This is a genomic window from Microbacterium sp. LWH13-1.2, assembly GCF_038397735.1.
GTDB lineage: Bacteria > Actinomycetota > Actinomycetes > Actinomycetales > Microbacteriaceae > Microbacterium.
The window spans coordinates 1,999,060-2,025,360 of record NZ_CP151635.1 but is presented as its reverse complement, the minus strand read 5'-3'; the positions used below and the strand labels follow the sequence as shown (position 1 = coordinate 2,025,360).

The window sequence follows — 26,301 nt, the reverse complement described above, 5'->3', positions numbered from 1 at the left end:
CGAGACCGATCCCGACTCCTCGCAGTTCGCTCACGCGCCGGCATCCTGATCGTGGTCGGTCGTCAACAGCTCTGTGAGCGTGTCGAGCACGCCTTCGGCGCTGTCGCCGTCCGCGGTGAGCGTGACGTAGTCGCCGTACTCGATCGCGAGCGCGATGACGCCGAGGATGCTGGCTGCGTTGACCGCCTTGCCGGAGTCCTTCGCGATGGTCACGGCGATGCCCGAGTCCTTGGCCGCCTGTGCGAACAGCTTCGCGGGGCGGGCGTGGAGTCCGTGGGATGAGCCGATGCGTACGGTGCGGGAGACGGTCATGATGTTCCTTTCGGGGTGTTCCTGGCGTCGGCGAGGATCGAGCGGGCGAGCGCGAGGGTGCGGGTGCCGTCGCGGTCGGCGAAGACGTCCTCCGGGAGGACGAACACGGGCACGGCGGCCGCATCGCGGATGGCGTCGAGGCGGCCGGCGAGATGAGGGCCGACGAGGACGAGGTCGTGATCGCCGCCGGTGACGGAGTGCTCCATGCCGGCTGCCGCGTCCCAGTCGAGTCCGGCGTCGGAGGCCGCTCTGCGCAGTCGCTGTGCGACGAATGTGCTCGACGCGCCGGCGCCGCACACCACAAGGATCTTCATCGATGCCCACTACCTTTCCTGAGAACAGTCTGGGAACCGGTGCGTGCGCTCGCCAACAGGTTCCTTTCCGCCCCTGCGGAACATCGGTTTCGGAGCGGGGCCACGCGCTTCCTGACATCATGGAAGTCACGTCAGGACAGTGCAGTCGGCACGGAAGAGGGGGAGGATCATGTCGCGTCAGCGCCAGGACCAGCTCCTTTCGACCCTGCTCCGCCAGGGCGACTGGGCGACGGCCGCGAGCCTCGCCGATCAGCTCGGGGTCACCCCCCGCAGCATCCGCTCGTACGTGGCGGCGCTGAACGCTCGGACGGGCGGTGCGGATGCCGTCGAGTCAGGGCCCGCGGGCTACCGGGCGGGCTCAGCGGCGCGCGATGCGCTGCGTGCCAGGCAGGGCGGCGAATCCGCTCCCAGAGACCGGCTGCACGGCATAGTCCGCACACTGCTCGACCTGCCGCGCGGCGTCGACGTGTTCGCGATGGCCGACGAGCTGCACGTGAGTGAGGCGACTCTCGAATCCGACCTCACCCGGGTCCGCGGGCTGCTGGACGGCACCGAGCTGACTCTGGAGCGCGACCGTGAGATCGTGCGCCTGCGCGGCAACGAGGCGGCACAGCGCCGCCTTCTCAGCCGGCTCGCGCACGACGAGATGGACGCCGCGTCCTTCCACCCCGAGACCTTCCGCCGAGCCCTCGCCGGCACCGCCGTCGCCGCAGGGTCCGTCGCCCCCTTCAAGTCCGAGCTGGTGCGCGAGCTCGGCGAGCTGGGCTACTACGTCAACGAGCTCGCGATCTCGGACGTCCTTCTGCACATCGCGATCGCGGCCGAGCGGGTCGCCGCCGGTCACTCGCTCGAGGCCGGTCCTGCCGGCGCGCGCGAGGAGATACCGAGAGTCGGCGCGATCATCGCCCGCCTCGCCCAGGAGCACTTCTCCGTCGCGCTGGGCGACGGCGACAGCGGTCACCTGGCGTCCCTCGTCCTCACCCGCATCGTGGCCCCGGGGGAGGACGCCGCCGGCGATGTCGCTCGCAGCGGCGTCGCTCCTGCCGTGGAGGCCGCGGTCCGTGCAGAGATCGCCAGGGCCGCCGACGACTTCCAGGTCGACCTGGTCGACGAGACCTTCGTGCTGCGCCTCGCCCTGCACGTGCAGAACCTGCTGCGCCGCGCCGAGGAGAGCGCCCTCACCCGCAATCCGCTCACGCGGTCGCTGAAGACCTCCTATCCGATGATCTTCGAGGTGGCGGTGTCGATCGCGAGCGGTCTGCACGACCGGCTGGGGACGCCTATCCACGACGACGAGATCGCCTACATCGCGATGCACGTCGGCGGACGCCTCGAGCGCAGCCGCAAGGCCGAGTCGATCCTCACGGCGACCATCGTGTGCCCCGGTTACTACGAACTGCATGAGCTGCTCCGCTCCAGCGTCGACCGGTCCCTGGGATCCGCCATCGAGGTCACCAGCGTCGTCACGAACGTCGACCCGGAATGGGCCTCCTTCGACACCGATCTGGTGCTCAGCACGATCGAGCCAGGTGCGACCGGTGACCGGTTCGTGCGCATCCAGCCGTTCCTCACCGATGCCGATGTCGATCGCATCCAGCAGGCCGCGGCACGGGTCAGAAGAGGGAGGCGCCTGACGCGCCTTCGTGCAGAGCTCGCACGGTACTTCGTCGCGGATGCGTTCGTCTATCCGCTCCCCGACGAGGGTGAGGAGGCGATCATCCGGCGCCTCGGGGGACTGCTCGTGAGCGCAGGGCTCATCGGCGAGGACTACGTCGAGAACACGATCCTGCGCGAACGGATGTCGTCGACGGCGTTCACGGACGCCCTCGCTGTGCCCCATGCGCTGCAGATGACGGCGTCGAGGACAGCGATCGCGATCGGCGTCGCCGACGGTTCGGCGGCCTGGGGGGAGGGCAGGGTGCAGGTGGTCGCGCTCGCCGCGTTCAGCGAGAGCGACCGGGCCGCATTCCAGACCGTCTTCGAGCAGCTCGTCGAGGTGTTCAGCGAGCGCGACAGCGTGCAGCGCATCGTTCGCCGTGGCACCAGCTTCGAGGCTTTTCTCGACGAGCTCGTGGCCGTCATCGACGGCTGACCGCTCAGGTCCGGGCTCGAGGGTGCAACTCAGCGCCGAGGGTCGAGCACACCGGCCAGCGCGTCGAGCACGGAGTCGGCGTCTGCCGACTCCGCCGTCTCGAGCACCACGGCGTCGCCGGGCGCGAGTGCGAGGTCCATCAGCGCGAGGACGCTGCTGAGGTCCACGACCGCGCCCGACGACGTGCGCAGGGTCACCGTGTGCGGATGCGCCTGCACGACGCGCACCAGCTCGGCGACGGGGCGCGCGTGCACCCCGTTGTGCGCGCTGATGACGACGTGTCTTCTCGGCATGCGGCCTACGATCGTTCTTCCAGGAGGCTCCGCACGGCGGCTTCGAGCTCGCGCACGATCTCGGCGGCGCGCTCGGCCGACTCGGCCTTCGCGTCGATGTAGACCTTGAGCTTGGGCTCGGTGCCGCTGGGGCGCACGATGATCCGGGATCCGTCGGTGAGGCGGTAACGCAGCACGTCGCCCGACGGCTGCCCTGGGTCCGCCTGCAGCAGATCCTCCGCCGAGGCGATGGTGTGCCCGCCGAACTGCGACGGAGGCAGCGTGCGCAGCGACAGCATCACGGTGCCGATCACCGAGAGGTCGTCGACGCGCACCGACACCTGGCCGCTGGCGAAGTGGCCGTAGGTGTCGCCGAGCTCCGTCAGGAGATCTGCCAGCGACTTCCCTCGCTCGTGCGCCTCGGCGGCGAGGCCGAGGATCGCCACGGCTGCCGAGATACCGTCCTTGTCGCGAACCGTCTCGGGGTTCACGAGGTAGCCGAGGGCCTCCTCGAATCCGAACACGATACCGGGGGCACGCGAGATCCACTTGAAGCCCGTGAGCGTCTCGTGGAAGTCGAGGCCGTGGTGCGCCGCGACCGCGCCGAGACCGGGGGAGGAGACGAGCGAGCAGGCCAGGGACGCGCCGGGCGCGCCTGCGGCCGCCTTCGCGGCGCGCGCTCCGAGCAGGAGGCCCACCTCGTTGCCGGTGAGGCGACGCCAGCCGTTCTCAGACGACGCGTCGGGGATCGCCACCGCGAGGCGGTCGGCGTCTGGATCGTTCGCCAGGATGAAATCCGCCTGGACCCGCCGGGCCCGGGCGAACGACAGGTCCATCGCCCCTGGCTCCTCCGGGTTGGGGAACGACACGGTGCGGAACGTGGCGTCGGGTTTCAGCTGCTCCTCGACGACCATGGGCTGGGGGTAGCCGGCGGCGGCGGCGATCTTCGACAGGGTCTCCCATCCGACGCCGTGCATCGCGGTGTAGACCCACCGGATGTCCGACGCGGATGCGGGAGCAGGGGCCACCGCGGCGGTCGCCGCGACATACGCGTCGACGACGTCCTCGCCTGCCGTCTCGTAGGCGCTCGACCGGGGGAGAACAGTGACGTCATCCGCATCGGCGATCCGCTGGATGTGGGAGGCGATCTCGGCGTCCGCCGGCGCGACGATCTGCGACCCCTGATCCGCGCCGCCCAGGTAGACCTTGTAGCCGTTGTCGTTCGGCGGGTTGTGCGAGGCCGTGACCATGACCCCGGCATCCGCTCCGAGGTGCCGTACCGCGAAGGCGAGCACCGGGGTGGGCAGAAGGCGCGGGAGCAGGATCGCGCGGAGCCCGGCACCGGCGAACAGCTCGGCGGAGTCGGTGGCGAACACCCGGGAGTTGCGGCGACCGTCGTAGCCGATGATCACGGTCGGAATGCCGCCGTGCGCCCGCTCGCGCAGGTACGAGGCGAACCCGGCCGCCGCCTGGGCGACGAGCACGCGATTCATGCGGTTGCTGCCCGCCCCGAGAGCGCCGCGGAGCCCTGCGGTGCCGAATGCGAGGCGCGTGCTGAAGCGATCGTCGAGGTCGGCGATCGCGGTCTCGTCGCCTGCCGCCGCGCGGGTGATGACCGCCGCGAGTTCGTCGCGCGTCTGGGGGTCGGGGTCCTGCCTCATCCAGGCGCGAGCCTGTGCGAGGCGCTCGGCGCTCACAGCGCCTCGACCACGCGAGCGAGCAGAGCCGAGATCACAGGCTCCGCCTCGCGACCGGCCTCGATGACCTCGGCATGGCTGAGCGGCGTCTTCTGGATGCCGGCGGCGAGGTTCGTGATGAGCGAGAAGCCGAGGATCTCCATGCCGGCCTCGCGGGCGGCGATCGCCTCGAGTGCGGTCGACATGCCCACGATGTCGCCGCCGATGCGCTTCGCCATCTGCACCTCGGCCGGCGTCTCGTAGTGCGGGCCGCGGAACTGCGTGTAGACGCCCTCGTCGAGCGTGGGGTCGACGCTGCGAGCGATGTCGCGCAGGCGCGTCGCGTAGAGATCGGTCAGGTCGATGAAGGTCGCGCCCTCGAGCGGAGAGTCGGCCGTGAGGTTGATGTGGTCGCTGATCAGCACCGGCTGTCCCGGCGTCCAGGTCTCGCGGACGCCGCCGGCACCGTTGGTGAGTACCATGATCTTCGCCCCCGTGGCCGCGGCGGTGCGGACCGAGTGCACGACACGGCGGACGCCGTGGCCCTCGTAGTAGTGGGTGCGGGCGCCGATGACGAGCACGTTCTTGCCGTCAGGGGTGCGGATGCTGCGAAGGGTCCCGACGTGGCCCTCGAGAGCGGGCTTCGAGAAGCCGGTGACCTCGGTGGCGGGGATGGTCGCGATCGTCTCGCCGATGATGTCGGCGGCCTTGCCCCAGCCACTGCCGAGCGTGAGGGCGATGTCGTGCTTCTCGACTCCGGTCAGGCGCGCGATGTCGGCGGCTGCGTCGGCTGCGACCTCGAACGGATTCGCATTCGGGTCGTCGAGGGGGTTGCTGTGTGTTTCGGACATGGATCCACTCTAGGAAGGTGCAGGCTCCGGGGCCAGGATTGCGGAAGAATGGAGATCATGTCTTCCACCCCTTTTGAGCGCACTCAGCGCGTCGCCGTCCTCGGTGGCGGTCCCGGCGGTTACGAAGCGGCACTCGCAGCCGCTCAGCTCGGAGCCGAGGTGACCCTGGTCGAGCGCGTCGGCGTGGGTGGTGCGGCAGTGCTCACCGACGTCGTCCCCTCGAAGAGCCTGATCGCCACGGCGGACGCCGCGGTCGCGATCTCCGAGGCCTCGGATCTCGGTGTCCAGTTCTACGCCAAGGGCGAGCACGGCAAGCCGCTCAAGCCCGAGATCGCGATCAACCTCGCAGCCGTGAACAAGCGCCTCATCGCCCTCGCCGGTCAGCAGTCCGAGGACATGCGCACCACTCTGCTCGAGGCCGGTGTGCGCATCCTCTCCGGCCACGGTCGGCTCGAGGGTCCGAACGCGATCATCGTGTCCACGGGGCAGAAGGGCACCGACTTCGACCGCATCGAGGCCGACACGATCATCGTCGCGGTCGGTGCCTCGCCGCGCGAGCTGGATTCGGCGAAGCCCGACGGCAAGCGCATCCTCACCTGGACGCAGCTCTACGACATGAAGGCGCTTCCCGAGCACCTCATCGTCGTCGGCTCCGGTGTGACCGGTGCGGAGTTCGCCTCCGCCTACATGAACCTCGGCGCGAAGGTGACGCTCATCTCCAGCCGCGACCAGGTGCTGCCGGGCGAGGACCAGGATGCTGCACGCGTGCTCGAGAAGGTCTTCAAGCGCGGCGGAATGACGGTGCTCTCCAAGGCTCGAGCCGAGAAGGTCGAGGTCACGAAGGACGGTGTGACGGCCACGCTCTCCGACGGTCGCACGGTCGACGGCAGCCACTGCCTCATGGCCGTCGGCTCGATCCCCAACACCGCGGGCATCGGCCTCGAGGATGCGGGAGTCGAACTCGACGAGACCGGGCACGTCCGCGTCAACCGCGTGGCTCGCACCTCGGTGCCGAACGTCTACGCCGTCGGCGACTGCACGAACTTCTTCCCCCTCGCATCCGTCGCGTCGATGCAGGGCCGCACAGCCGTGTTCCACGCTCTGGGCGACATCGTGATCCCGCTCGAGCTGATCAAGATCACCTCGAACATCTTCACGGCTCCCGAGATCGCGACGGTCGGCTACTCGGAGAAGGACGTCGAAGACGGTGTCGCGGACGGACTCGTCTTCAAGCTGCCGCTGGCCGCGAACCCGCGCGCCAAGATGATGGGCATCAAGGACGGCTTCGTGAAGCTGATCGCACGCAAGGGCTCGGGCACGGTCATCGGCGGCGTGATCGTCGCACCGAAGGCCTCCGAGCTGATCTATCCGATCGCCGTCGCCGTCGAGCGGCGTCTGACGGTCGACCAGGTCTCGCGCGTGTTCGCGGCGTACCCTTCGCTCTCGAGCAGCATCACCGATGCGAGCCGGGCGATGCACCTCGTCAACGCGAACATCTCCTAGGTGCCGGTGATCGTGCTGTCTGCCGATCCCGTGGTGCCGTTCGGCTTCGCGGGGGAGGCGCAGTGACGGATCCGTTCGCGTCGCCACCGCTGCAGGGATGGCCGGCGACGTGGGGTGAACGTCGCCCCCGGCGCAACACCGGCATGCTCTGGCTGGGCGTCGTCCTCTTCGCAGCCGCGGCCGCCATGATCGGATTCTCGGGCGGCGCAGCCGGCCCGCTGTGGTCGGGTGCGTTCGTCGCGCTGTTCGGTGTCACGGCCCTCGCGGTCGCGGCCCGCACACCTTTCGCCGAGGGGCGCGCGCGTCTGGTCGACGCGGCGACTCTGACGCGCGGGCGGATATCGACCCCGGATGCACGCATGCATTTCGTGCCGGAGCGGCGGCCGGGCGTCCTCACCCTGACGCTGTGCGTCGTGTGGGCGCTCGTGCTCATCGCGGCTGCGATCGTGGCGGTCGGAATCGGGCTGACCGGCCGACCCGAGGCCTTCCTCGGAGTCGCGGTGCTCGCGGCGACCGCCGCCCTGTTCGTCTATACGGCGGTTCGTGCGGCCATCACGCAGTACCGCTCCGATTCCTTCGGTCGTCGGCCGATGGGGCTGGGCATCGGCCACGACGGGGTGATCCTGATCCGTGCCACAGAGACCCTGTACCTGCCGTGGACCTCTATCCGCGGCGTGGAGCCAGACCTGACGGAACCGCGTCGCGGCATGGTCGAGCTCCCCGTGATCCGGCTTCGCGTGGATCCGAGCCGTGTGACCGCGTCCCACGGGATGCGTGTCGCCGCCACGGTCACCGTGGCCCCGGCGATGCTGAAGACGCACCCGCAGGTCGTCTGGTCCGCGCTGCGGGAGTTCCACGATTCGCCGGCGGCACGCGCCACCCTCGGCACATCGACAGGGCAGCGACTGCTCGATGAATGGTGCGCTTCTGCCCCGGCGGACTGAATCGCCGACGAAGGCCCCCGCCTCGCGGCGGGGGCCTTCGTCCTGAGACTGTCTGCGGTCAGCTGATCGTGAGCAGCTGATGGCCGGCGGCGACGGTCGCTCCCGCGGTGGCCGCGATGCTGCCGACCGTGCCGTCCTTGTGCGCCTGCAGCGGCTGTTCCATCTTCATCGCCTCGAGCACGACGACCAGGTCGCCCTTGACTACCTGCTGCCCCTCTTCGACGGCGACCTTGACCACGGTGGCCTGCATCGGCGACTTCACGGCGTCACCGGAGGCTCCGGCGCTGACCGAGGTGGCGTGGCTGCGACGAGACGGCGGCACGGCGGCCGGTCGTCCCGCGGTTCCTGCGGCGACCGCGACACGGTCGGGCAGGCTCACCTCGAGCCGTTTGCCGGCGACCTCGACGACCACGGTGTGGCGGTTCTCGGCGGCGGCCGGAGACTCGAGCTCGCCGTCCCACGCGGGGATGTCGTTCTCGAACTCGGTCTCGATCCATCGGGTGAAGATGCCGAACTCGCCGTTGTCGGCGGTGAAGGCCGGGTCGCGGACGACCTTGCGGTGGAACGGCAAAACGGTCGGAAGACCCGCGACCTCGAACTCGTCGAGCGCCCGGCGCGAGCGCTCGAGGGCCTCGGCGCGGTCCTTGCCCGTGACGATGATCTTCGCGAGCAGCGAGTCGAACGCTCCCGAGACGGAGTCGCCGGCGGTGACGCCGGAGTCGAGACGGATGCCGGGGCCGCCGAAGGTCTTGAAGACGTGGATCGGACCCGGCTGGGGGAGGAAACCGCGACCAGGGTCTTCGCCGTTGATGCGGAACTCGATCGAGTGTCCGGTCGGCTTCGGGTCGTCGTAGTCGATGGTGCCGCCGGCCGCGATCCGGAACTGCTCGCGCACAAGGTCGATGCCGGTGACCTCTTCGGAGACGGGGTGCTCGACCTGCAGGCGGGTGTTGACCTCGAGGAACGAGACAGTGCCGTCGGCGCCGATCAGGAACTCGCAGGTTCCCGCGCCGACATAGCCGACCTCCTTGAGGATGGCCTTCGACGCCGAGTACAGCAGGTCGTTCTGCTCGTCGGTGAGGAACGGCGCAGGCGCCTCCTCGACGAGCTTCTGGTGACGGCGCTGCAGCGAGCAGTCGCGGGTCGAGATGACGACGACGTTGCCCGCGGAGTCCGCCAGGCACTGCGTCTCGACGTGGCGGGGCTTGTCGAGGTACTTCTCGACGAAGCACTCGCCGCGGCCGAAGGCGGTGACGGCCTCACGTGTCGCGGATTCGAACAGCTCGGCGACCTCGTCGAGTTCGCGAGCGACCTTGAGCCCGCGTCCGCCGCCACCGTAGGCGGCCTTGATCGCGATCGGCAGGCCGAACTCCTTCGCGAACGCGACGACCTCGTCTGCGCCGGCCACGGGGCCGGGAGTCCCGGGCGCGAGCGGGGCGCCCACCTTCTCGGCGACGTGACGAGCGGTGACCTTGTCTCCGAGCGCCTCGATGGCCTCGGGGGAGGGGCCGATCCAGGTCATCCCGGCACCGATGACGGCGCGGGCGAACTCGGCGTTCTCGGCGAGGAAGCCGTACCCCGGGTGCACGGCGTCTGCGCCGGCACGGCGGGCGATCGAGAGGATCTTCTCGATCTGCAGGTAGGTCTCGGCGCTCGTCGCTCCGCCGAGGGCGTAGGCCTCGTCGGCGAGGCGGGTGTGCAGAGCGTCGCGATCCTGGTCGGCGTACACGGCGACTGAGGCGATCCCCGAGTCACGAGCGGCACGGATGATGCGGACGGCGATCTCGCCGCGGTTGGCGATGAGCACCTTGGCGATATCAGGCATGGTTGCCAGCCTAGCGAGAAGGAACTCGATCTCTTTGACGACTCTCCACAAGAAAGAGGGAGAAACGTCGATGAGACCCTACGACCAGAGGTCGGTCCACGCGACGCCCAGATCCGTGGCCAGGCGTCGCACGGTCGACAGGGACATCCCCACCACGGTCGACGGATCCCCGTCGACGCGGGTGATGAAGGCCCCGCCCAGGCTGTCGACCGTGAATGCGCCCGCGACGTGCAGAGGCTCGCCGGACGCGACGTAGGCGGCGATCTCGGCATCCGTGATGTCGTCGGCGAACGTCACAGAGGCTTCTGCGGTCGCGGTCGCCTCGACGGGCGCGGCACCGGGGGACACCCGGAACACCGAGTGTCCGGAGTGCAGGATGCCGGTGGCGCCGCGCATCTCGTGCCAGCGCCGGGTGGCCTCCTCGGGGGTGTAGGGCTTGCCGTACACGCGGCCCCCGAGTGCGAACATCGAGTCGCCGCCGATCACGATGCCGTCGAAGAGGCCTTCCGCGGCGAGCTTGTGCGCGACGTCGGCGGCCTTCGCTCGGGCGAGCAGCAGCACGAGTTCGGCCGGGGGCAGTGCGGTGCCGCGCGCTGCCGCGGCGACGGCCGCCACGGCATCCTCATCCACGGCCGGCGACTGCGTGAGCGGCTCGATTCCTGCCTGCCGCAGCAGCATCAGGCGGGCAGGGGAGGTGGAGGCGAGGCAGACGCGCATGTGCACCACCGTATCCTCGAAGGATGACTTCTTCCGCAGCCCTGCTCGATCTCGACATCACCGGCATCGCGCACGGCGGTACGTTCATCGCCCGCCACGAGGGACGCGTCGTGTTCGTCTCCGATGCGATCCCCGGAGAGCGGGTGCGTGCGAGGCTGACCGAGGACTCGATGGACGAGTCGAAGAGCTTCTGGCGCGCGGAGACGGTCGAGGTCCTCGAGGCGTCCCCGCACCGCCGACCGCACATCTGGTCGGAGGCCGACGTCTCCCGTGCTCCGGAAGACCGCCCGGGAGGTGCAGACCTCGGACACATCGACCTCGGGCATCAGCGGGTCCTGAAGCGCCAGGTGCTGACCGAGGCCCTCGACCGGTTCGCGGGTGCGGGGCTCGAGGCCCCCGAGATCGAGGCGGTCGACTCCTCCGACGGAACCGGATGGCGAACCAGGGTCACGCTGCACGTCGACGATGACGGACAGGTCGGCCCCTATGCCGCGCGCAGTCACCGCGTGATCCCCGTCGGCTCGCATCCCCTGGCGCGTCCGGCGATCGCCCGGGCCGCGCTCGCGCTCGTCGGCGGCGAGCCAGGCAGCGTCGACCTGGTCGAACCCGGCGACGGCAAGGTCCGGATCATCCGTCGTGAGCGGCTCGATGAGCGTCCCGCGCGAGGACAGGGCCGACGCCCCGCGCCCGAGGTCGTCTACGAGCAGGTGGGCGATCGACGCTTCCAGGTCGATGCCGGCGGCTTCTGGCAGGTGCATCCGCGCGCCGCATCGGTGCTCGACGGTGCCGTGTACGGCATCCTCGACGGCCATGTCGACCCCGAGAAGAAGCACTTCGACCTGTACGGAGGCGTGGGGCTCTTCGCCGCATCGCTCGCGGACCTCGGCGGCACCGACATCGTCACGGTCGAATCCAGCAGGCGCGCTACGGCTCACGCGCAGCAGAACCTCGCGCAGCTCGGCGTCAGCGCGGTGACCGCGCGCGTCGACCGCTACATCGCGGGAGCGCCCGCGGGAACGAACGCGGGTGCTGTGGTCCTGGATCCGCCCAGGGCCGGAGCCGGTCGCGCGGTGGTCGAGGCCCTCGACGCACTCGCCCCCGAGGCGATCGCCTACGTCGCCTGCGACCCGGTCGCCCTGGCGCGCGACCTCGGCACCTTCCGTGAGCGCGGGTGGAACGTGGGGACTCTCCGCGGCTTCGACCTGTTCCCGCACTCGCATCATTTCGAGGTCGTCGCTCTGCTCACGCGGTGACGGGAATCGACACCCGCGCGAATCACTAGGCTGGGTGGATGAGCAGGGTCGCACTCATCGACGATCACGAATCCGTCCGCCTCGGTCTGGAGGCCGCGTTCGCCCGTGACGGCGGGCAGACGGTGGTCTTCTCCGGCAGCACTGTCGTGTCGTACCTCGAGTGGCGATCGGCGTCCGCGGCTCCGCCCGCAGACGTGGTCGTGCTGGACCTCACTCTGGGTGACGGCACGACGGTCACCGAGAACGTCAGATCGCTCGTCACCGACGGTGCGAGCGTCGTGATCCACAGCGTCGCCGACCGTCCGGCGGCCGTTCGCGAGGCGCTCGCCGCGGGTGCCGCCGGAGTCGTCAGCAAGTCCTCGGCGCTCGACGACGTGCTCGATGCGATCCGCACGGTCGCCGACGGCGAGGCGCTCAACAACGTCGAATGGGCGAGTGCCGTCGACGGCGACCGTGACTTCGCGGATGCGCAGCTCTCCTCTCGCGAGCGCGATGTGCTGCGCCTGTACGCGGCGGGTCTGCCGCTGAAGGCTGTGGCCGAGCGTCTCGGCGTCGCCTACTCGACCGCCAAGGAGAACATCACGCGGATCAGGGTGAAGTACGTCGAGGTCGGGCGCCCGGCGCCGACCAAGGTCGATCTCCTCCGCCGCGCGATGGAGGACGGGATCGTCGCCGCAGACGGGGCACCGAGTGCCCACTGACCCGCTCAGCATCCGCGATGCGTGGAGCAAGATCCCTTCCCCGGGGAGCGTCGAGACCGAATTCGAGCGATTCACGGGCAAGCGCATGGAGCGCATCCTCGCGACGGTGGTCGCGATCGGATCGGCGATCCTCGGAGCCCAGGCGCTGATCGCCGGCATCACGACGATGTCGTGGTCGGATCCTGCGAGGATCGCGATGCTTCTGGTGGTGTTCACACCACTCGTGGTGATGCTGATCGCCTGCGTGGTCGGCCGAGGGGTGCGCACCGCGTCAGGTGTCTTCGCGATCGTCTACACCCTTGCACTCGGAGCCTGGCCGAGCTTCGTCGACCCCGTGGGCAAGGCGGCCGATCAGCCGTGGATCTTCTTCCTCGTCAACGTCGGCGTCGTCGCCGCGATGCTCGCCTTCCCGCTATGGCTGCAGTTCGCCTGGGCAGTGGGCCTCCCTTTCGTCTACGGGTACGTCCGGCTGGTCGAGGGGGAGTTCTCGCGGGACTTCTGGGTGACCACGGCGTTCGACGTGTCGTTCACACTGATCCTCGGCATCGTGATCATCGCGCTGGGCTGGATGTTCCGATCCGTCGCAGCCGGCGTCGACGAAGCCCGCGCGCACGCTGTGGAATCCTATGCATCGGCCGCTGCGGCTGCCGCTGCGGAGGAGGAGCGTGCGACGATGTCGGCGCTCATGCACGACAGCGTCCTCGCTGCTCTCATCGCTGCGGAGCGGGCAGAGGGGGAACGAGCACAGGAGCTCGCCGTCGGCATGGCGCGCGAGGCGCTGACCCGGCTCGCGAACACCGAAGCCGCGGTGGCGCAGGAGGGGAGCGATGAGCCGGTCGGAATCGCACAGATCGTCGTGGAGCTGCGGCGGGCGCTCTCCGAGCTCGGAGCGGATGCGATCGTCGAAGAGCGAGGGGGGATCGGACTGATCCCGGGTCGTGCCGCGCGGGCGCTCGTGCTCGCCGCCCGACAGGCCCTCGGCAACGCCGTGACGCACGCGAACGGACGGGGGCTGCACATTCTCGCCGAGGGCAGGGGTGACGAGGGGATCAGCGTGACGATCACCGACACCGGTCCCGGGTTCGACCTCCAGGCCATCGGTGCTGACCGCCTCGGCATCAGCGCGTCGATCCTTGCGCGCATGGCCGGCGTGGCTGGGACGGCGAAGATCGACTCGAGCGAGTGCGGCACCACCGTGACGCTCGGCTGGGAGCGTCCATGAATCGGACGGTGCGCAGCGTCGCGACCTCTCTCGCAGTCGGGTTCGCGATGTACTTCGCCGCCAGAGGCGTCTGGTGGATCGAGCAGCCCACCGGGCCGCTGCTGATGGTGGCAGCGATCGGTCTGTATCTCGTGGTCGTGAACGCGGCGATCCTCTGGGACTCCGCGACGTCGGTGCGGATGCCCCTGTGGGTCGCCCTCGTCACGCTGGCATCCAGCGTGCTGATCCCCATCCTCGTGACACTCTCGCTCGATCCGCTGACTCTGACCGCGCCATTCGCCACGTGGTACATCGGTGCGCTCGGGCTGGTGGGCATCGTATGCATCGTGCGCCGCCGATTCGTGATCGGCTGGCTCGTCGTCCTGGTCCTCGTGGTCGCCTCGTCGGCCTATCTCGGGTTCTTCGTGGCGCTGTCGCTCGGCCTGGTCGGATCCTTCATGTGGGTCGCGGTGGCCCACCTGCTGGTGATGTTCTGGGATCGGGCGGTGCGTGACACCGAGCGCCTCGCCGGCATCCAGCAGGCGGTATCCGCGTGGCACGCGACGCAGCAGGTGCGGCAGAAGGAGCGGCGCCTGCGCACGCAGTTCGCGCTCGCCGTCGCCGGACCTGTGCTCAGCCGCGCCGTCGCGTCCCGCGGTGCGCTCGACGCCGAGGAACGGCTCCAGGCGAGGCTGGCCGAGGGGCGGCTCCGCGACGAGCTGCGCGGCGCCGACCTGCTCAACGATGCGGTGCGGGATGCGATCGAGGATGCCCGGCGGCACGGTGCCGCCGTGACCGTCTTCGACGAGGGCGGTCTGGACGATGTCGACGAAGCGCGGCGAGCCGTGATCCGTGACGAGCTCGCTAGGGTGCTTCGTGACGCCGACGCCGAGCGCTGGATCATCCGTGCCGCACGGGATCCGGTGACCGCGGTGACGGTGGTCGGTCGCGCCGGCGCCGGCGGGCAGAGCGATGACGACGCCGTGGATGTCTTCCACGAGATCCCCCGCGAGGCACCCGAGCACTGAGAGGCGGTCCTTGCCCTCGGCTCTGGCCGGGGGAGGAGGTCAGAGTCGAGGTCAGACAGAGTGGGCGAGGGGCGGCGAATCCGCCAGCCCCTCGCCATGCGGACAGTTACCCGAAAACCATCCGCTGGTGGCCGGTCTGCGTCTGTCTACCCTGGGACGGAGAGACCAGCCGAACGCGAAGCGTCTTACTCAGTCTCGTGGTTATTCAAGTCGTTGTCTGTAGGTATTTTGGGGGACACAGGAATGGCTCCCATGCGAGAAGATGGGGCATGGGAATGCGCCGAGGAACCAACCTCCCCCGAATGGGCGACTTCAACCAGTCGGTGATCCTCGAGGCCATCCGCCGCTCGGCCGAGGGGCTCAGTCGCATCGAGCTCGTCGAGGCGACGGGGCTCTCCGCCCAGACGATCACGAACATCACCCGACGGCTGCTCGACGACGGATTCATCGCCGAGGCGGGGCGGACGATCAACGGACCCGGCAAGCCTCGTGTCACTCTTCGCCTGGTGGCGGAGAGCCGCTTCTCGGTGGGTGTGCACCTCGACCCGGCGGTGATCACCTTCGTACTGCTGAACATGTCGGGCGGTGTGATCCACCGACTCGTGGTTCGGACGCCTGACAAGGATCCCCGCCGCATCGTCGAGACCATGGCCCAGACGATCGATGCGCTGATCGACGAGGCCGGAGTCGACCGTGCTCTCGTCGCGGGTGTCGGGGTGGCCGCTCCCGGTCCGCTCGACGCGCAGAAGGGCACGGTGATAGACCCGCCGAAGCTGCACGGCTGGCATCGAGTTCCGCTGCGTTCGGTGCTCGCTGCGGCCACCGGGTTCGACGTCACTCTCGAGAAGGACACGACGGCCGCCGCCGTGGGCGAGCTCTGGACGGGTACCGATTCCACCGAGGGCTCGTTCCTGTTCATCTACCTCGGAACGGGGCTCGGCGCCTCCGCGGTGCGCGGGGGCGGTGTCATCACGGGCAGTTCTCATAACTTCGGCGAGATCGGTCACATCATGGTCGATCCGGAGGGGCCGGCATGCTCGTGCGGATCACGCGGATGCGTGGAGGTGGTGTGCACGCCGCAGGCGATCGTCGAGCAGGCGGAGACCGCGGGAGTGTTCGACGATGATCGAGATGCTGACGACGAGCGTGCCGTAGAGGCGCGTTTCTCACTCCTCTGCGAGCGGGCCGGTGCCGGCGATTCGCCTGCGCTCGCGGTGCTGCGCCGGGCGGCGGGCCACCTCGCGGTCCTGATCTCGGCGCTGACCAACGTGCTCGACGTCGACCGTGTCGTGTTGGGTGGGCCGTTCTGGGGCCGCCTGGCCGAGGTGTACCTGCGCGAGCTCCCCGAGCAGCTGAACAGGCGAAGCGCCACGCGCGCAGTGCATCTTCTCCCTGTCGAGGGCACCGTGGTGGGAGACGATGTGGGTGCCGTCGGAGCTGCATGCGTCGTTCTCGACGCCGTTCTCACCCCGAGGGCATCCGATCTCTACCTTGACGACTGAACGAGCATCCAACTGCCATACCGGTATATCGGTTTTCGGAGTGGGTGGTTAATTCCAATCGATGTACTATCGAAGGGATGCGCCGACTGGGGTGCTCCGATTGCTGGGACGACGGTCCCGCGTCGACCGGGGGAGACTGTCTGCGTGGCCCGGAAGCTGGGGGGCTCCGGGTCTCGCAGGCGCCTCGTCCGCCTCGCGTTCAGCGACGCGCGATCAGCCCGAGAAGCGGCCCCACGGGATGTCCCGTCGAAGAGGTCTCCGCAGCGGACGCTGCGTGCGAGTCCACGCGGAGACGCGGGGCACGTCCGCGACGGCATCCGCCGACTCCTGCGCGTACGCATCGCTCACGACCGCGATGAGCGCCGCGAGCTCCTCTTCCGTGGCCGAGCCGCGCGTGATCTCGATCGTCGGCGGACGCTCTGCCCCCGCCGGCGTCTCCGGTGCGTCCTGCGCGCTCACAGGGGAATGTTCCCGTGCTTCTTGGGTGGCAGCTCCGCCCGCTTGCCGCGCAGGGCGCGGAGGGCCTTGGCGATGGAGACGCGGGTGTTCGCCGGTTCGATGATGCCGTCGATCTCGCCGCGCTCGGCCGCGAGGAACGGTGAGGTCACGCTGTACGTGTACTCGTTCGCAAGGCGGGTTCGCACGGCTGCGACGTCTTCGCCTGCCTCTTCGGCGCGCTTGATCTCGCCGCGGTAGAGGATGTTGACCGCACCCTGACCGCCCATGACGGCGATCTCGGCGGTGGGCCAGGCGAGGTTCACATCGGCGCCGAGCTGCTTCGAGCCCATGACGATGTACGCGCCGCCGTAGGCCTTGCGGAGGATCACGGTGACCAGCGGCACCGTCGCCTCGGCATACGCGTAGATGAGCTTCGCGCCGCGGCGGATCACACCGGTCCACTCCTGATCGGTGCCTGGCAGATAGCCGGGCACATCGACGAGCGTGACGATCGGGATCGAGAACGCATCGCAGAACCGCACGAACCGGCTGGCCTTCTCGCCGGCTTCGATGTTGAGGGTTCCTGCCATCTGCGACGGCTGGTTGGCGATGATGCCGACCGAGCGGCCCTCGACGCGTCCGAAGCCGATCACGATGTTGGGCGCGAAGAGCGGCTGGACCTCGATGAAGTCCCCGGAGTCGACGACGTGCTCGATGACCGTGTGGATGTCGTACGGCTGATTGGGGGAGTCCGGGATGATCGCGTTCAGCGTGCGATCGGCATCCGTGGTCTCCCACTCGAACCCGCTCTCGTAGCCGGGGATCTCCGCCATGTTGTTGTCGGGGAGGAAACCCAGAAGCGTGCGCGCATAGTCGATCGCATCGTCCTCGTCTTCGGCGAGGTAGTGCGCGACGCCGGAGCGGGTGTTGTGCGTGAGGGCCCCACCGAGCTCCTCCATGCCGACATCCTCGCCGGTGACCGTCTTGATCACGTCAGGGCCGGTGACGAACATCTGGCTGGTCTTGTCGACCATGATGACGAAGTCCGTCAGGGCGGGGCCGTACACGGCACCACCGGCGGCCGGGCCCATGATGATCGAGATCTGCGGGATGACACCGGACGAACGGGTGTTCAGTCGGAAGATCTCGCCGTACTTGCTGAGCGCGAGCACCCCCTCCTGGATCCGCGCACCGCCCGAGTCGAGGATGCCGATGATCGGCATGCCGCCGGAGAGCGCGAACTCCATGATCTTGATGATCTTGTCGCCGGACACCTCGCCGAGCGAGCCGCCGAACGTGGTGAAGTCCTGCGAGTACACCGCGACTGTCCGCCCGTGGATCGTGCCGACGCCCGTGACGACCGAGTCTCCGTAGGGGCGGTTCTTGTCCATCCCGAAGGCCGTGGTGCGGTGGCGCACGTACTCGTCGAACTCGACGAAGCTTCCTGGATCGACGAGCAGCTCGATGCGCTCGCGGGCGGTCATCTTGCCCTTGGCGTGCTGCTTGTCGTGCGCGACCTTCTCAGCGTCGACAACGGCTTCGTTGTAGCGAGCGCGGAGGTCTGCGATCCTGCCGGCGGTGGTCGAGAGTTCGGGCTTGTCCGTCACGGATTCCACCCTATCGTCGGGTCGGCCTCGTCCGTTGGATGCTCGCCACAACGGGTCGCCGGATCCTTTGGCGTCTCTCTCGTGTTCGGCGATCCGCGCGGACTCAGTCGCTGCGAGGGGGACGCGCGTCTGTGCCGAGCTCGCCCGACAGGTCGTGCGTGCCCGACCGCTCGCCCGCGCCGCTCTCGATCTCGGACGTTCCCTGCCTGCGCCCACGACCCACCGACGTGATCTTCCGTCCGGCCCAGCCGACACCGCGCGCCGCGGAACCGGCCGCTCCCGCGATGGCGCCGCCGACGAACTGCGCGCCGTGCAGCATCCGCAGCTCGACCTTCTCGGCACCGTCGACCGGTTCGAGATCGAGGGGCAGATCCATGGGAGCCGCGCCGAACGCGCGGTGCGAGGTGGTGAGCACACGGCGTCCGAGGATGTGGTTGCCCGCCCCGCCGACGGCTGCGCCGACACCGAACGGCAGCGCTTTGCCGATGAAGGAGGCTCCTCCCTTTGCGGCGAACTGCTTCACGAACATGCTCTTGAGTCGGTCGACGAGCGGTCCGACCGCGGCCCGGGGGAGTGACTTCGTCACCATCTCGCCCCAATAGGACGAACGGGTGCCGCCTTTGCCGGTCGCCTCTCCGGCGAGCTGGCCGACCAGCGCCACGCCCTCCTTGCCGAGCATGAGCGTCATGACGAGAGCTCTGGCCCTGTCGGGATTCGAGACCGCGATGCCGTGCACCTCGGCGACCGACTGAGCGAAGAGAGCGGTCGACTCGACGAAGCCGACGGTCTCGACGCCGGATAGCGCGAGCGTGATGCCCGTGCCGATGCCGGGGACGACAGCCGTCGCACCGACGGCTGCGCCGCCCGTGGTGACCGCCGCCAGATAGCGGCGTTCGAGGATGCGGATGATCTGCTCGGGCGATGCGTGGGGGTTGCGCAGACGGATGCTGCGGATGTGTGCGAGCACGAGCGGTCGTTGGATCGCGAGAACTCGATCGAGGCCCCGCACCATGAACGGATGCTCGGCGGAACCCACCGGCGGCACGCCCCTGTCCCACGGGGAGTCATCGGGGAGGGAGTGGATCTTGTGCACCTTGGGGGCCATGGATCGATCCTAGGAACACAGCCCGCGAAAACGCCGAAAGCCCGGCACCCTTGACGGGGCCGGGCTTTCGTGAAAAGAGATCAGACGAACAGGTTCGCCCGCTCCAGGTCTTCGGCGAAGTCGACCTCGACCGCGTAGAGGTCGGAGACGTCCATCGGCTCGAGCAGGAGGCCGTCCTCGGCGATCGCGAGTTCGAGTCCGCGCTCGAAGTAGTCCTGGTCCTCGACGCGCTGCAGCTGGCGCATGAACGCCTTCTTGTTCGCGGAGGAGATGTAGTTGATACCCACGGCCTCGCCGAGTCCGCCCTTGACGGTCTTGGAGAGCTCGTTGATGAAGCCCTCGGCCGTGACCGTGTACTTCACCTCTTCGTCGCTCACCTTCGAGGTGTTCACCGTGACGAACGACTGGTCGCGCTCGATGTAGGCCGCGGCACGGCCCAGGATCATCGGGTCGAAGACGACGTCGCCGTTCATCCAGAGCACGCCGGACTTGCCGGTCGCGCCCAGCGCGCGCAGCAGGCTCTTCGACGTGTTCGTCTCGTCGTAGCGCTCGTTGTGCACGTAGTTGACGTTCGGGAAGGCCTCGATGATGGTCTCGGCGCGGTAGCCGACGACGGAGGTGATGCGTGCGTCGGTGCCGAAGGCGGCGCGGATGTTGTCGTGCTGCTGACGCATGATCGTGCGGCCGTCGCTGAGCTCGGTGAGCGGCTTCGGCAGCGCGCGGCCCAGGCGTGAGCCCATTCCTGCTGCGAGGATGACGGTCTGAAGAGTCACGAGTGCTCCTAAAGGAAGTATGTGTTCACGGTCGGTTCACCGACCAGACACTTCGTCGTGCCGAGGGTCATGCTAGCGATCCAGCCTGGGAACCCCCGGGGGTTGTGGTCCCTGTTGCCAATTCGTGATCCAGTACACACCCAACACTCAGATTCGTCCAGATCGGCCCCGTACGGGGTCCGATCTGTGATTCCGGGGCCAATTGTTGCGGCGACCCTGAGAAAGTGGGTACCCGTTGATACCGTAGGACGGTGACTGCTTCCCCCGACGACCGCACCGATCAGGTGGCCGACGCCGCGCCCTCGACCGCCAAGAAGACGCCGGCTCGGAAGACGCCCGCCAAGAAGGCGACGAGCGCGCGAACGCCCACGAAGTCAGCCGCTGACAAGGCTGCCGCGACGATCGAGGTGGTGGCGGAGCCCGCGCTGAAGATCGACCGGAGCGTCGATGCTGCGGCGTCGCGTTCCGCCGCGCCGAAGAAGACCACGTCGGCCGCGGCACGCACCGCCGCAGCGAAGAACTCGGCTCGCCCGACGACTGCGCGAAGTACTGCCGCGAAGACCACCGCAGCGCGATCGACGACGGCCAAGTCGAGTGCCGCGAAGACGACGGCGGCGAAGACGACGGCGGCGAAGACGACGGCCGCGAAGACGACGGCCGCGAAGACGACGGCCGCGAAGACGACGGCCGCGAAGACGACCGCCGCGAAGACGGCTGCGGCGAAGGCTGCGGCCGAGAAGAGCGCCGCGGCGAAGTCCACCGCCCGTACGTCTGCCGCAAAGACGGCTTCGGCGAGGACGGTGGCCGCGAAGACCGCCGCTGCGAAGACGGCTGCGGCCAAGGCCGCCGCTGCGAAGGCCGCGGAGGCTGAGGCGGAGGAGGCGAAGGCCGCCGAGGCTCGGGCCGCGGAGGAGACCGCGGCTGCGGCCGCTGCGGAGTCGAAGGGTGCTGCGGAGTCGAAGGCCGCTGCGGAGGCGGAGTCGAAGGGTGCTGCGGAGGCGAAGTCCGCTGAAGCGACCGTGGCCGCTCCTGCCGTGGCTGATCCTGTGGCGGACGGCGCGGACGACGTGTCTCCCGTGATCGAACGACCCCGCGTCGACGACGTCGACACGCCGTCGATCGAGTCCCCGACGGCTGACGCCGCTTCGACCGATGGCGCGGCCTCCGACGTCGTCGAGGTCCTCGAAGACGCTGCAGCGGATGAGCCCGCAGACGAAAGTCCGGTGTCCGACGTCGTCGACGCCGTCTCCGATGCGGATGCGACGGAAGAGGCCGTCAGCGGAGTCGAGGCTGCATCGGCCTCCGAGGCGATCCGCATCCGCGGTCTGGTGAAGAGCTTCGGCGACCACACGGCGGTCAACGGCATCGATCTGACCGTACCCGCCGGGTCGTTCTATGGAATCGTCGGGCCCAACGGCGCGGGCAAGACGACGACGCTCTCGATCGTCGCAGGGCTCCTGCGCGCCGACGAGGGGAACGTCGTGATCTGCGGCATCGACCAGGCGGCCAAGCCGCTCGCGGCGAAGCGGATGATGGGTGTGCTGCCCGATCGGCTGCGCACGTTCGATCGCCTCACCGGCCGTCAGCTTCTCTACTACTACGGCCTGCTGCGAGGTCTCGCATCGAACGTCATCGAGAAGCGCGTCGGCGACCTCGCGCGCGCTTTCGACCTCGGCGAGGCGCTGAACCGCGTCGTCTCCGACTACTCGGCCGGTATGACGAAGAAGATCATGCTCGCGGGAGCGATGATCCACTCGCCTCGCGTCCTGGTGCTCGACGAGCCCTTCGAGGCGGTCGATCCCGTATCGTCCGCGGTCATCCTCGACATCCTGCGTGCATACGTCGACCATGGCGGAACGGTCATCCTCTCCAGCCACGGCATGGATCTCGTCGCGCGCGTCTGCTCGCGCGTCGCGATCATCGTCGGGGGAGAGGTGCTCGCCGAGGGCACGATCGATGAGGTGCGCGCAGGCCAGACGCTCGAGGCGCGATTCGTCGAGCTCTCCGGTGGCATCAGCGAGGTGGAGGGGCTCGAGTGGCTGCACACGTTCTCCGACTGAGGGCGGCGCTCCTGATCGGATCGCTCCGCGGCGAACGTCGGCTGCGCACGGTGATCATGCTCGCCGTGATCGTCGTTCTCACTTCCGTGGTCTGCGCTGCGGTCCTGAGCCTCGACGACGCGCCGGTCGCCGTCGCGCGCACCGTCATCGTGCTCGGCAGCGCCGCGCTGCTGCTCGGATTCCTGGTCGGCCCGATCCTCGTGGGTGCGGTCGACCAGCTCGACCCCCGGCGGTTCGCCGTGTTCGGGGTCGACGAGCGGCAGATGCCGTGGATCCTCGCCCTCGCCTCGTTCATCAGCGTCCCGAGTCTGGCGCTGCTCGCGGTGAACATCAGCGTCTGCGTCGTCGCTATCAGGCTGGGCGCCCCGTGGCTCCTCGCTGTAGTGATGAGCTTCGTGAGCCTCATGTCGACGATCCTGGCGGCGAGGGTCGGAATGGCCGTCAACGCGCTGGTCCTGCCCGAACGCCGATCACGCGAGCTCACCGCCCTCTTCGCTCTGGCCGTTATCGTGATCGCATTCCCCGTGGCCGTCTTCCTCGCATCCCTCAAGTGGGACGGCGAGGTGCCCGCTGCGGTCGGCACCCTCGCGGCAGCCGTCGGTGTCACGCCCTTCGCGGCATCGTCGCGCTTCCTCTTCTCGTTCGCGACGGACGACAACACCGGCGCCTGGATCAGCGGTGTCGTGGCGTTCGCGACCGCCGCGGTCCTCTGGGCGCTGTGGACGTGGCTCGTGCGTCGGCTGCTGACCACCACGGAGCGGCCTGTCACATCGCGCGAGCGATCCGGACTCGGCTGGTTCGGTCTGCTCCCGTCGAACGCCTTCGGCGCGATCGCGTCGCGGAGCCTCGTCTACTGGCTGCGCGACCGTCGGTACATCATGAACCTGATCGTGGTCCCCGTGGCCGGCGCACTCACGGTGCTCCCTCTCCTCGTCGCGGGCGTGCCGCTCGAGATCGCGGCGCTCGTCCCGGTCCCCGTGATGGCCCTGTTCTTCGGATGGCTTCCGCACAACGACGTCGCCTACGACTCGACCGCGCTGTGGACCCACGTCGCGAGCGGCGTGCGCGGTATCCCCGATCGCCTGGGACGATTGGTGCCGGTCGTGCTGGTCGCCGTGCCCGTGTTGGCGATCTCCGTGCCGTTGACGCTGCTGTGGATCGACGACTGGCGTCTTCTGCTCCCGCTCACCGGGCTGGGGGCCAGCCTGCTGCTGTCGGCGCTCGGGTTCTCGAGCATCGTGTCGGTGATCGCGCCCTATGCTGTGTCGCGCCCGGGAGACAGCCCGTTCCAGCAGCCCCAGCGCCCCACCTCGCGCGGGGCTTATGGCCCGGCCGCGGCGTTCCTCGGCGCCATCGTCGTGAGCATCCCGACCATCTGGCTGCTGGTGCTCACGATGCTCGAGGGCTCGCAGTTCGCTCCGGCGACGTTCTGGGCCGGAATCGCCACCGGCGTCGTCATGCTCGCCGTCGGCGTGACGGTCGGCGGTCGCATCTTCGAGCGTGGGGGCGAGCGCCTGATGGAGTTCGTCGAGACCGCGTGACAGCCGCCCACCAGCGGCTGTGCACGGCTAGACTCTCGGCATGAGTACTCCGCTGGACAGCCCCGATCAGGGCGGCGTGGCAACGCTTGATCGCGAACTGGAAGAGCTCCTCCGGGAGGAGAATCTCGAACCGGGCGACCACGAGCGCTTCTCGCATTACGTGAAGAAGGACAAGATCCTCGAGTCCGCCATCACCGGCAAGCCGGTGCGCGCGCTGTGCGGCAAGAAGTGGACCCCGGGTCGCGACCCGGAGAAGTTCCCGATCTGCCCCACGTGCAAGGAGATCTACGAGTCGATGATCAGCTGAGCCGCGCAGGCTCAGCGGCGCATCAGCTCGCGTCGACGAACACGGTCGGGATGGCCGGGTCGGACTTGCTCAGGGCGAGGGCTCTGACCGGAAGCTCTTCACGCACGCGCAGGTGATGCTCCCGAGCGGATGCCGTGCCCTCCGGCCCTTCGAAAGCGGTGTCGATCTCACCGGCCTCGACGAACGTGATCTGCAGTGCGCGACCCTCCGGGTGCTCCGCCGGGGTGTCCAACTGCTCGAAGCCGTCCGAGACCACGACGGTCTCGGCCTCGGCCACGCCGTCGACGAGAGTGCGGAATGCGGCTTTGCGGCCGCCCTGCGATGCTTTGTCAGTCGAGGCCTTCGCGACTCCGATCCATGCTCCTGTCGGATCCTGCCGCGCGACGAGCTTGTAGACCATGCTTGCGGTGGGGTATCCGGAGCCCGTGACGACCGAGGTGCCGACGCCGTAGGCGTCGACCGGCGATGCCGCCAGCGCAGCGATGGCATACTCGTCGAGGTCGCTCGTGACCGTGATCCGCGTGCTCGTCGCTCCGAGCTCGTCGAGCTGAGCGCGTACCTCCGCCGCGACGATCGGCAGGTCGCCAGAGTCGATCCGCACACCGCCGAGGCCGGTGCCGGCCACGCGAACGGCTGTCTCGACGCCGGTGCGGATGTCGTAGGTGTCGACGAGCAGGGTCGTGTCGGTGCCGAGGCTGTCGATCTGCGATCGGAAGGCCTCTTCCTCGGTCTCGTGCAGAAGGGTCCACGAGTGCGCCGCGGTGCCCATCGTCGGGATTCCCCATCGGCGTCCGGCCTCGAGGTTGCTCGTCGCACGGAAGCCGGCGATGTAGGCAGCGCGCGCGGCGGCCACGGCGGACTGCTCGGCGGCGCGGCGGGAACCCATCTCAGCCAGCGGGCGCTCGCCTGCGGCGATGCTCATGCGCGATGCGGCGGTGGCGACGGCCGAGTCGTGGTTCAGAACGCTGAGCGCGAGGGTCTCGAGCACGACGGCGTCGGCGAACGTGCCCTCGACGGTCAGGATCGGCGAACCGGGGAAGTACAGCTCGCCCTCGCGATACCCGCGGATGGAGCCGGTGAAGCGGTAGTTCTCCAGGTAGGTCAGCGACTCGGAATCCACCACGTCGTTGTCGCGCAGGAAGCGCAGCTCGTCGTCGCCGAAGCGGAACTCGCGCAGCAGCGAGAGCAGGCGTCCCGTGCCCGCGACGACGCCGAATCGGCGCCCGCCGGACAGCCGCCGTGAGAAGAGCTCGAACACGCTCGGCCGTGAGGCCGTTCCGTCGCGCAGCGCGGCGGCGAGCATCGTGAGTTCGTAACGGTCGGTCAGAAGCGCCGTGGACGTCGTCATGCGCTCAGCTTAGTGACGACATCCGCCCGGGTTGCTGAGCGTGACGCGGGGTGCGCGCGGGTAGGCTGGTGAGTCATGAACGACGCCCCGATCGGAATCTTCGACTCCGGTGTCGGCGGACTCACGGTGGCCAGGGCCATCCGAGCCCAGCTGCCCCGGGAATCGTTCGTCTACATCGGCGACACCGCGCACTCGCCGTACGGCCCGAAGCCGATCGCCGATGTGCGTCGCTACAGCCTCGAGGTGCTCGACACGCTGGTCGATCAGGGCGTCAAGATGCTCGTGATCGCCTGCAACACGGCGTCCGCGGCCATGCTGCGCGACGCGCGGGAGCGCTACGACGTCCCCGTCGTCGAGGTCATCGGCCCTGCCGTGCGCCGGGCCGTGTCGACCACGCGCAACGGGCGGGTGGGCGTCATCGGCACTGTCGGGACGATCGGCTCACGTGCCTACCAGGACATGCTCGAGGTGAACGAGCGTCTCGAGGTCTTCACCGCGGCGTGCCCCCGCTTCGTCGAGTTCGTCGAGGGTGGCATCACCGGCACGCCCGAGGTCCTCGCCACCGCCGAGGAGTACCTCGCGCCGCTGCGAGACGCAGGTGTCGACACCCTGGTGCTCGGATGCACGCACTACCCTTTCCTCCGCGGTGCGATCAGCTACGTGATGGGCGAGGGCGTCACCCTCGTGTCGAGCGACGACGAGACCGCGGGAGACGTGTATCGCCAGCTGGTCCGCGGCGACCTTCTCGCGTCGCCCGATGCCACCGCGTCGTACGTCTACGAGGCGACCGGCGACTCGACCACCGAGTTCACCGCCCTCGCCAACCGTCTGATGGGCCGGGAGGTGCGCGACGTGCAGCTCGTGCAGACCGGCGTCATCACTCTTCCGGAATCAGCCGCAGGGCTCTGACTCCTCCGCAGCATCCATCCGC

At 68.9% G+C, this 26,301-nt stretch carries 25 protein-coding genes; 12 read left to right on the top strand and 13 right to left on the bottom strand.

Translation table 11 applies throughout. The features are described from left to right. Positions 1-30: 30 nt before the first annotated feature. Together MRBLWH13_RS09645 and MRBLWH13_RS09640 are read right to left on the bottom strand one after the other, a co-directional pair. A complete protein-coding gene (locus MRBLWH13_RS09645) occupies positions 31-312 on the bottom strand; it encodes an HPr family phosphocarrier protein (RefSeq protein WP_056513358.1) in 282 nt (93 codons plus the stop codon). Next, positions 309-626 carry a hypothetical protein gene (locus MRBLWH13_RS09640; RefSeq protein ID WP_341954629.1) on the bottom strand — a complete coding sequence of 106 codons (318 nt, stop codon included), beginning with the start codon at positions 624-626 and terminating at the stop codon, positions 309-311. The genes MRBLWH13_RS09645 and MRBLWH13_RS09640 overlap by 4 nt, the downstream gene beginning before the upstream one ends. Positions 627-795: 169 nt before the next feature. Between MRBLWH13_RS09640 and MRBLWH13_RS09635 the strand changes: the two genes are divergently transcribed. Then, positions 796-2,718, top strand: coding sequence for a PRD domain-containing protein (locus MRBLWH13_RS09635; RefSeq protein ID WP_341954626.1), 1,923 nt, complete (start codon positions 796-798; stop codon positions 2,716-2,718). A 29-nt stretch (positions 2,719-2,747) separates the two neighbouring features. On the opposite strand, the gene MRBLWH13_RS09630 is transcribed toward MRBLWH13_RS09635, so the two are convergent. The 3 genes from MRBLWH13_RS09630 to MRBLWH13_RS09620 are packed head-to-tail and all read right to left on the bottom strand — an operon-like array spanning position 2,748 to position 5,517. Next, positions 2,748-3,011 (bottom strand): HPr family phosphocarrier protein, encoded by a 264-nt coding sequence (locus MRBLWH13_RS09630; RefSeq protein WP_341954624.1) that lies wholly within the window; start codon positions 3,009-3,011, stop codon positions 2,748-2,750. 5 nt (positions 3,012-3,016) lie between these two features. Beyond that, a complete protein-coding gene (locus tag MRBLWH13_RS09625; protein ID WP_341958276.1) occupies positions 3,017-4,651 on the bottom strand; it encodes a phospho-sugar mutase in 1,635 nt (544 codons plus the stop codon). 32 nt (positions 4,652-4,683) lie between these two features. Then, positions 4,684-5,517 (bottom strand): purine-nucleoside phosphorylase, encoded by an 834-nt coding sequence (locus MRBLWH13_RS09620; RefSeq protein WP_341954622.1) that lies wholly within the window; start codon positions 5,515-5,517, stop codon positions 4,684-4,686. A gap of 48 nt (positions 5,518-5,565) precedes the next feature. Here MRBLWH13_RS09620 and MRBLWH13_RS09615 point away from each other — a divergent pair, with 48 nt between their 5' ends. Both MRBLWH13_RS09615 and MRBLWH13_RS09610 read left to right on the top strand, forming a co-directional pair. Further along, a complete protein-coding gene (locus MRBLWH13_RS09615; protein WP_341954620.1) occupies positions 5,566-7,020 on the top strand; it encodes an NAD(P)H-quinone dehydrogenase in 1,455 nt (484 codons plus the stop codon). A 62-nt stretch (positions 7,021-7,082) separates the two neighbouring features. Continuing rightward, entirely contained in the window at positions 7,083-7,964 is an 882-nt protein-coding gene (locus tag MRBLWH13_RS09610; RefSeq protein WP_341954618.1) for a hypothetical protein, read from the top strand. A gap of 58 nt (positions 7,965-8,022) precedes the next feature. Here MRBLWH13_RS09610 and MRBLWH13_RS09605 read toward each other — a convergent pair whose 3' ends face one another. Both MRBLWH13_RS09605 and MRBLWH13_RS09600 read right to left on the bottom strand, forming a co-directional pair. Then, positions 8,023-9,789: a biotin carboxylase N-terminal domain-containing protein gene (locus MRBLWH13_RS09605; RefSeq protein WP_341954616.1), complete on the bottom strand. Its 1,767-nt coding sequence runs from the start codon at positions 9,787-9,789 to the stop codon at positions 8,023-8,025. 78 nt (positions 9,790-9,867) lie between these two features. Further along, positions 9,868-10,506, bottom strand: coding sequence for a Maf family protein (locus MRBLWH13_RS09600; protein WP_341958275.1), 639 nt, complete (start codon positions 10,504-10,506; stop codon positions 9,868-9,870). A gap of 23 nt (positions 10,507-10,529) precedes the next feature. On the opposite strand from MRBLWH13_RS09600, the gene MRBLWH13_RS09595 reads away from it, so the two are divergent. The 5 genes from MRBLWH13_RS09595 (at position 10,530) to MRBLWH13_RS09575 (ending at position 16,191) form a co-directional block, all read left to right on the top strand. After that, positions 10,530-11,759 carry a TRAM domain-containing protein gene (locus MRBLWH13_RS09595; RefSeq protein WP_341954614.1) on the top strand — a complete coding sequence of 410 codons (1,230 nt, stop codon included), beginning with the start codon at positions 10,530-10,532 and terminating at the stop codon, positions 11,757-11,759. A gap of 38 nt (positions 11,760-11,797) precedes the next feature. Continuing rightward, positions 11,798-12,460 carry a response regulator transcription factor gene (locus MRBLWH13_RS09590; protein WP_341954612.1) on the top strand — a complete coding sequence of 221 codons (663 nt, stop codon included), beginning with the start codon at positions 11,798-11,800 and terminating at the stop codon, positions 12,458-12,460. Further along, the gene (locus tag MRBLWH13_RS09585; protein WP_341954610.1) at positions 12,450-13,682 is read left to right on the top strand and encodes an ATP-binding protein; all 1,233 of its coding nucleotides are present in this window, start codon (positions 12,450-12,452) and stop codon (positions 13,680-13,682) included. Before MRBLWH13_RS09590 ends, MRBLWH13_RS09585 begins: the two co-directional genes overlap by 11 nt. Continuing rightward, a complete protein-coding gene (locus MRBLWH13_RS09580) occupies positions 13,679-14,689 on the top strand; it encodes a hypothetical protein (protein ID WP_341954608.1) in 1,011 nt (336 codons plus the stop codon). Before MRBLWH13_RS09585 ends, MRBLWH13_RS09580 begins: the two co-directional genes overlap by 4 nt. A gap of 302 nt (positions 14,690-14,991) precedes the next feature. Further along, positions 14,992-16,191, top strand: a complete 1,200-nt coding sequence (locus MRBLWH13_RS09575) for an ROK family transcriptional regulator (protein ID WP_341958273.1) — start codon at positions 14,992-14,994, stop codon at positions 16,189-16,191. 213 nt (positions 16,192-16,404) lie between these two features. On the opposite strand, the gene MRBLWH13_RS09570 is transcribed toward MRBLWH13_RS09575, so the two are convergent. The 5 genes from MRBLWH13_RS09570 to MRBLWH13_RS09550 form a co-directional block, all read right to left on the bottom strand. Continuing rightward, positions 16,405-16,650, bottom strand: a complete 246-nt coding sequence (locus MRBLWH13_RS09570; RefSeq protein WP_082478057.1) for an acyl-CoA carboxylase subunit epsilon — start codon at positions 16,648-16,650, stop codon at positions 16,405-16,407. Next, a complete protein-coding gene (locus MRBLWH13_RS09565; RefSeq protein ID WP_341954604.1) occupies positions 16,647-18,245 on the bottom strand; it encodes an acyl-CoA carboxylase subunit beta in 1,599 nt (532 codons plus the stop codon). The genes MRBLWH13_RS09570 and MRBLWH13_RS09565 overlap by 4 nt, the downstream gene beginning before the upstream one ends. Positions 18,246-18,339: 94 nt before the next feature. Continuing rightward, a complete protein-coding gene (locus MRBLWH13_RS09560) occupies positions 18,340-19,341 on the bottom strand; it encodes a hypothetical protein (RefSeq protein WP_341954602.1) in 1,002 nt (333 codons plus the stop codon). Positions 19,342-19,421: 80 nt separating this feature from the next. Next, entirely contained in the window at positions 19,422-20,114 is a 693-nt protein-coding gene (locus tag MRBLWH13_RS09555) for a phosphocholine cytidylyltransferase family protein (protein WP_056312247.1), read from the bottom strand. A 280-nt stretch (positions 20,115-20,394) separates the two neighbouring features. Then, entirely contained in the window at positions 20,395-20,955 is a 561-nt protein-coding gene (locus MRBLWH13_RS09550; RefSeq protein WP_341954598.1) for a hypothetical protein, read from the bottom strand. On the opposite strand from MRBLWH13_RS09550, the gene MRBLWH13_RS09545 reads away from it, so the two are divergent. Genes MRBLWH13_RS09545 through MRBLWH13_RS09535 form a run of 3 tightly spaced genes read left to right on the top strand, consistent with a single transcriptional unit; the run spans position 20,915 to position 24,022 of the window. Next, positions 20,915-22,174, top strand: a complete 1,260-nt coding sequence (locus MRBLWH13_RS09545) for an ABC transporter ATP-binding protein (protein ID WP_341954596.1) — start codon at positions 20,915-20,917, stop codon at positions 22,172-22,174. The genes MRBLWH13_RS09550 and MRBLWH13_RS09545 overlap by 41 nt on opposite strands. Beyond that, positions 22,150-23,715: a hypothetical protein gene (locus tag MRBLWH13_RS09540; RefSeq protein WP_341954594.1), complete on the top strand. Its 1,566-nt coding sequence runs from the start codon at positions 22,150-22,152 to the stop codon at positions 23,713-23,715. Before MRBLWH13_RS09545 ends, MRBLWH13_RS09540 begins: the two co-directional genes overlap by 25 nt. 40 nt (positions 23,716-23,755) lie before the next feature. Further along, entirely contained in the window at positions 23,756-24,022 is a 267-nt protein-coding gene (locus tag MRBLWH13_RS09535) for a DUF3039 domain-containing protein (protein ID WP_046013003.1), read from the top strand. 22 nt (positions 24,023-24,044) lie between these two features. Here MRBLWH13_RS09535 and MRBLWH13_RS09530 read toward each other — a convergent pair whose 3' ends face one another. Next, positions 24,045-25,370 carry a nicotinate phosphoribosyltransferase gene (locus tag MRBLWH13_RS09530; protein WP_341954590.1) on the bottom strand — a complete coding sequence of 442 codons (1,326 nt, stop codon included), beginning with the start codon at positions 25,368-25,370 and terminating at the stop codon, positions 24,045-24,047. A 75-nt stretch (positions 25,371-25,445) separates the two neighbouring features. Here MRBLWH13_RS09530 and murI point away from each other — a divergent pair, with 75 nt between their 5' ends. After that, positions 25,446-26,279 (top strand): glutamate racemase, encoded by an 834-nt coding sequence (gene murI / locus MRBLWH13_RS09525; protein WP_056513305.1) that lies wholly within the window; start codon positions 25,446-25,448, stop codon positions 26,277-26,279. The last annotated feature ends 22 nt before the right edge of the window (positions 26,280-26,301 follow it).

Bases quoted from the DNA above. Each gene is read 5' to 3' on its own strand.
- MRBLWH13_RS09595 (WP_341954614.1), top strand. From the start codon at position 10,530: ATGACTTCTTCCGCAGCCCTGCTCGATCTCGACATCACCGGCATCGCG.
- MRBLWH13_RS09620 (WP_341954622.1), bottom strand. From the start codon at position 5,517: ATGTCCGAAACACACAGCAACCCCCTCGACGACCCGAATGCGAATCCG.
- MRBLWH13_RS09645 (WP_056513358.1), bottom strand. From the start codon at position 312: ATGACCGTCTCCCGCACCGTACGCATCGGCTCATCCCACGGACTCCAC.
- MRBLWH13_RS09600 (WP_341958275.1), bottom strand. From the start codon at position 10,506: ATGCGCGTCTGCCTCGCCTCCACCTCCCCTGCCCGCCTGATGCTGCTG.
- MRBLWH13_RS09590 (WP_341954612.1), top strand. From the start codon at position 11,798: ATGAGCAGGGTCGCACTCATCGACGATCACGAATCCGTCCGCCTCGGT.
- MRBLWH13_RS09580 (WP_341954608.1), top strand. From the start codon at position 13,679: ATGAATCGGACGGTGCGCAGCGTCGCGACCTCTCTCGCAGTCGGGTTC.
- MRBLWH13_RS09605 (WP_341954616.1), bottom strand. From the start codon at position 9,789: ATGCCTGATATCGCCAAGGTGCTCATCGCCAACCGCGGCGAGATCGCC.
- MRBLWH13_RS09530 (WP_341954590.1), bottom strand. From the start codon at position 25,370: ATGACGACGTCCACGGCGCTTCTGACCGACCGTTACGAACTCACGATG.
- MRBLWH13_RS09625 (WP_341958276.1), bottom strand. From the start codon at position 4,651: ATGAGGCAGGACCCCGACCCCCAGACGCGCGACGAACTCGCGGCGGTC.
- MRBLWH13_RS09630 (WP_341954624.1), bottom strand. From the start codon at position 3,011: ATGCCGAGAAGACACGTCGTCATCAGCGCGCACAACGGGGTGCACGCG.
- MRBLWH13_RS09615 (WP_341954620.1), top strand. From the start codon at position 5,566: ATGGAGATCATGTCTTCCACCCCTTTTGAGCGCACTCAGCGCGTCGCC.
- MRBLWH13_RS09535 (WP_046013003.1), top strand. From the start codon at position 23,756: ATGAGTACTCCGCTGGACAGCCCCGATCAGGGCGGCGTGGCAACGCTT.
- MRBLWH13_RS09560 (WP_341954602.1), bottom strand. From the start codon at position 19,341: ATGGCCCCCAAGGTGCACAAGATCCACTCCCTCCCCGATGACTCCCCG.
- murI (WP_056513305.1), top strand. From the start codon at position 25,446: ATGAACGACGCCCCGATCGGAATCTTCGACTCCGGTGTCGGCGGACTC.
- MRBLWH13_RS09575 (WP_341958273.1), top strand. From the start codon at position 14,992: ATGGGCGACTTCAACCAGTCGGTGATCCTCGAGGCCATCCGCCGCTCG.
- MRBLWH13_RS09635 (WP_341954626.1), top strand. From the start codon at position 796: ATGTCGCGTCAGCGCCAGGACCAGCTCCTTTCGACCCTGCTCCGCCAG.
- MRBLWH13_RS09640 (WP_341954629.1), bottom strand. From the start codon at position 626: ATGAAGATCCTTGTGGTGTGCGGCGCCGGCGCGTCGAGCACATTCGTC.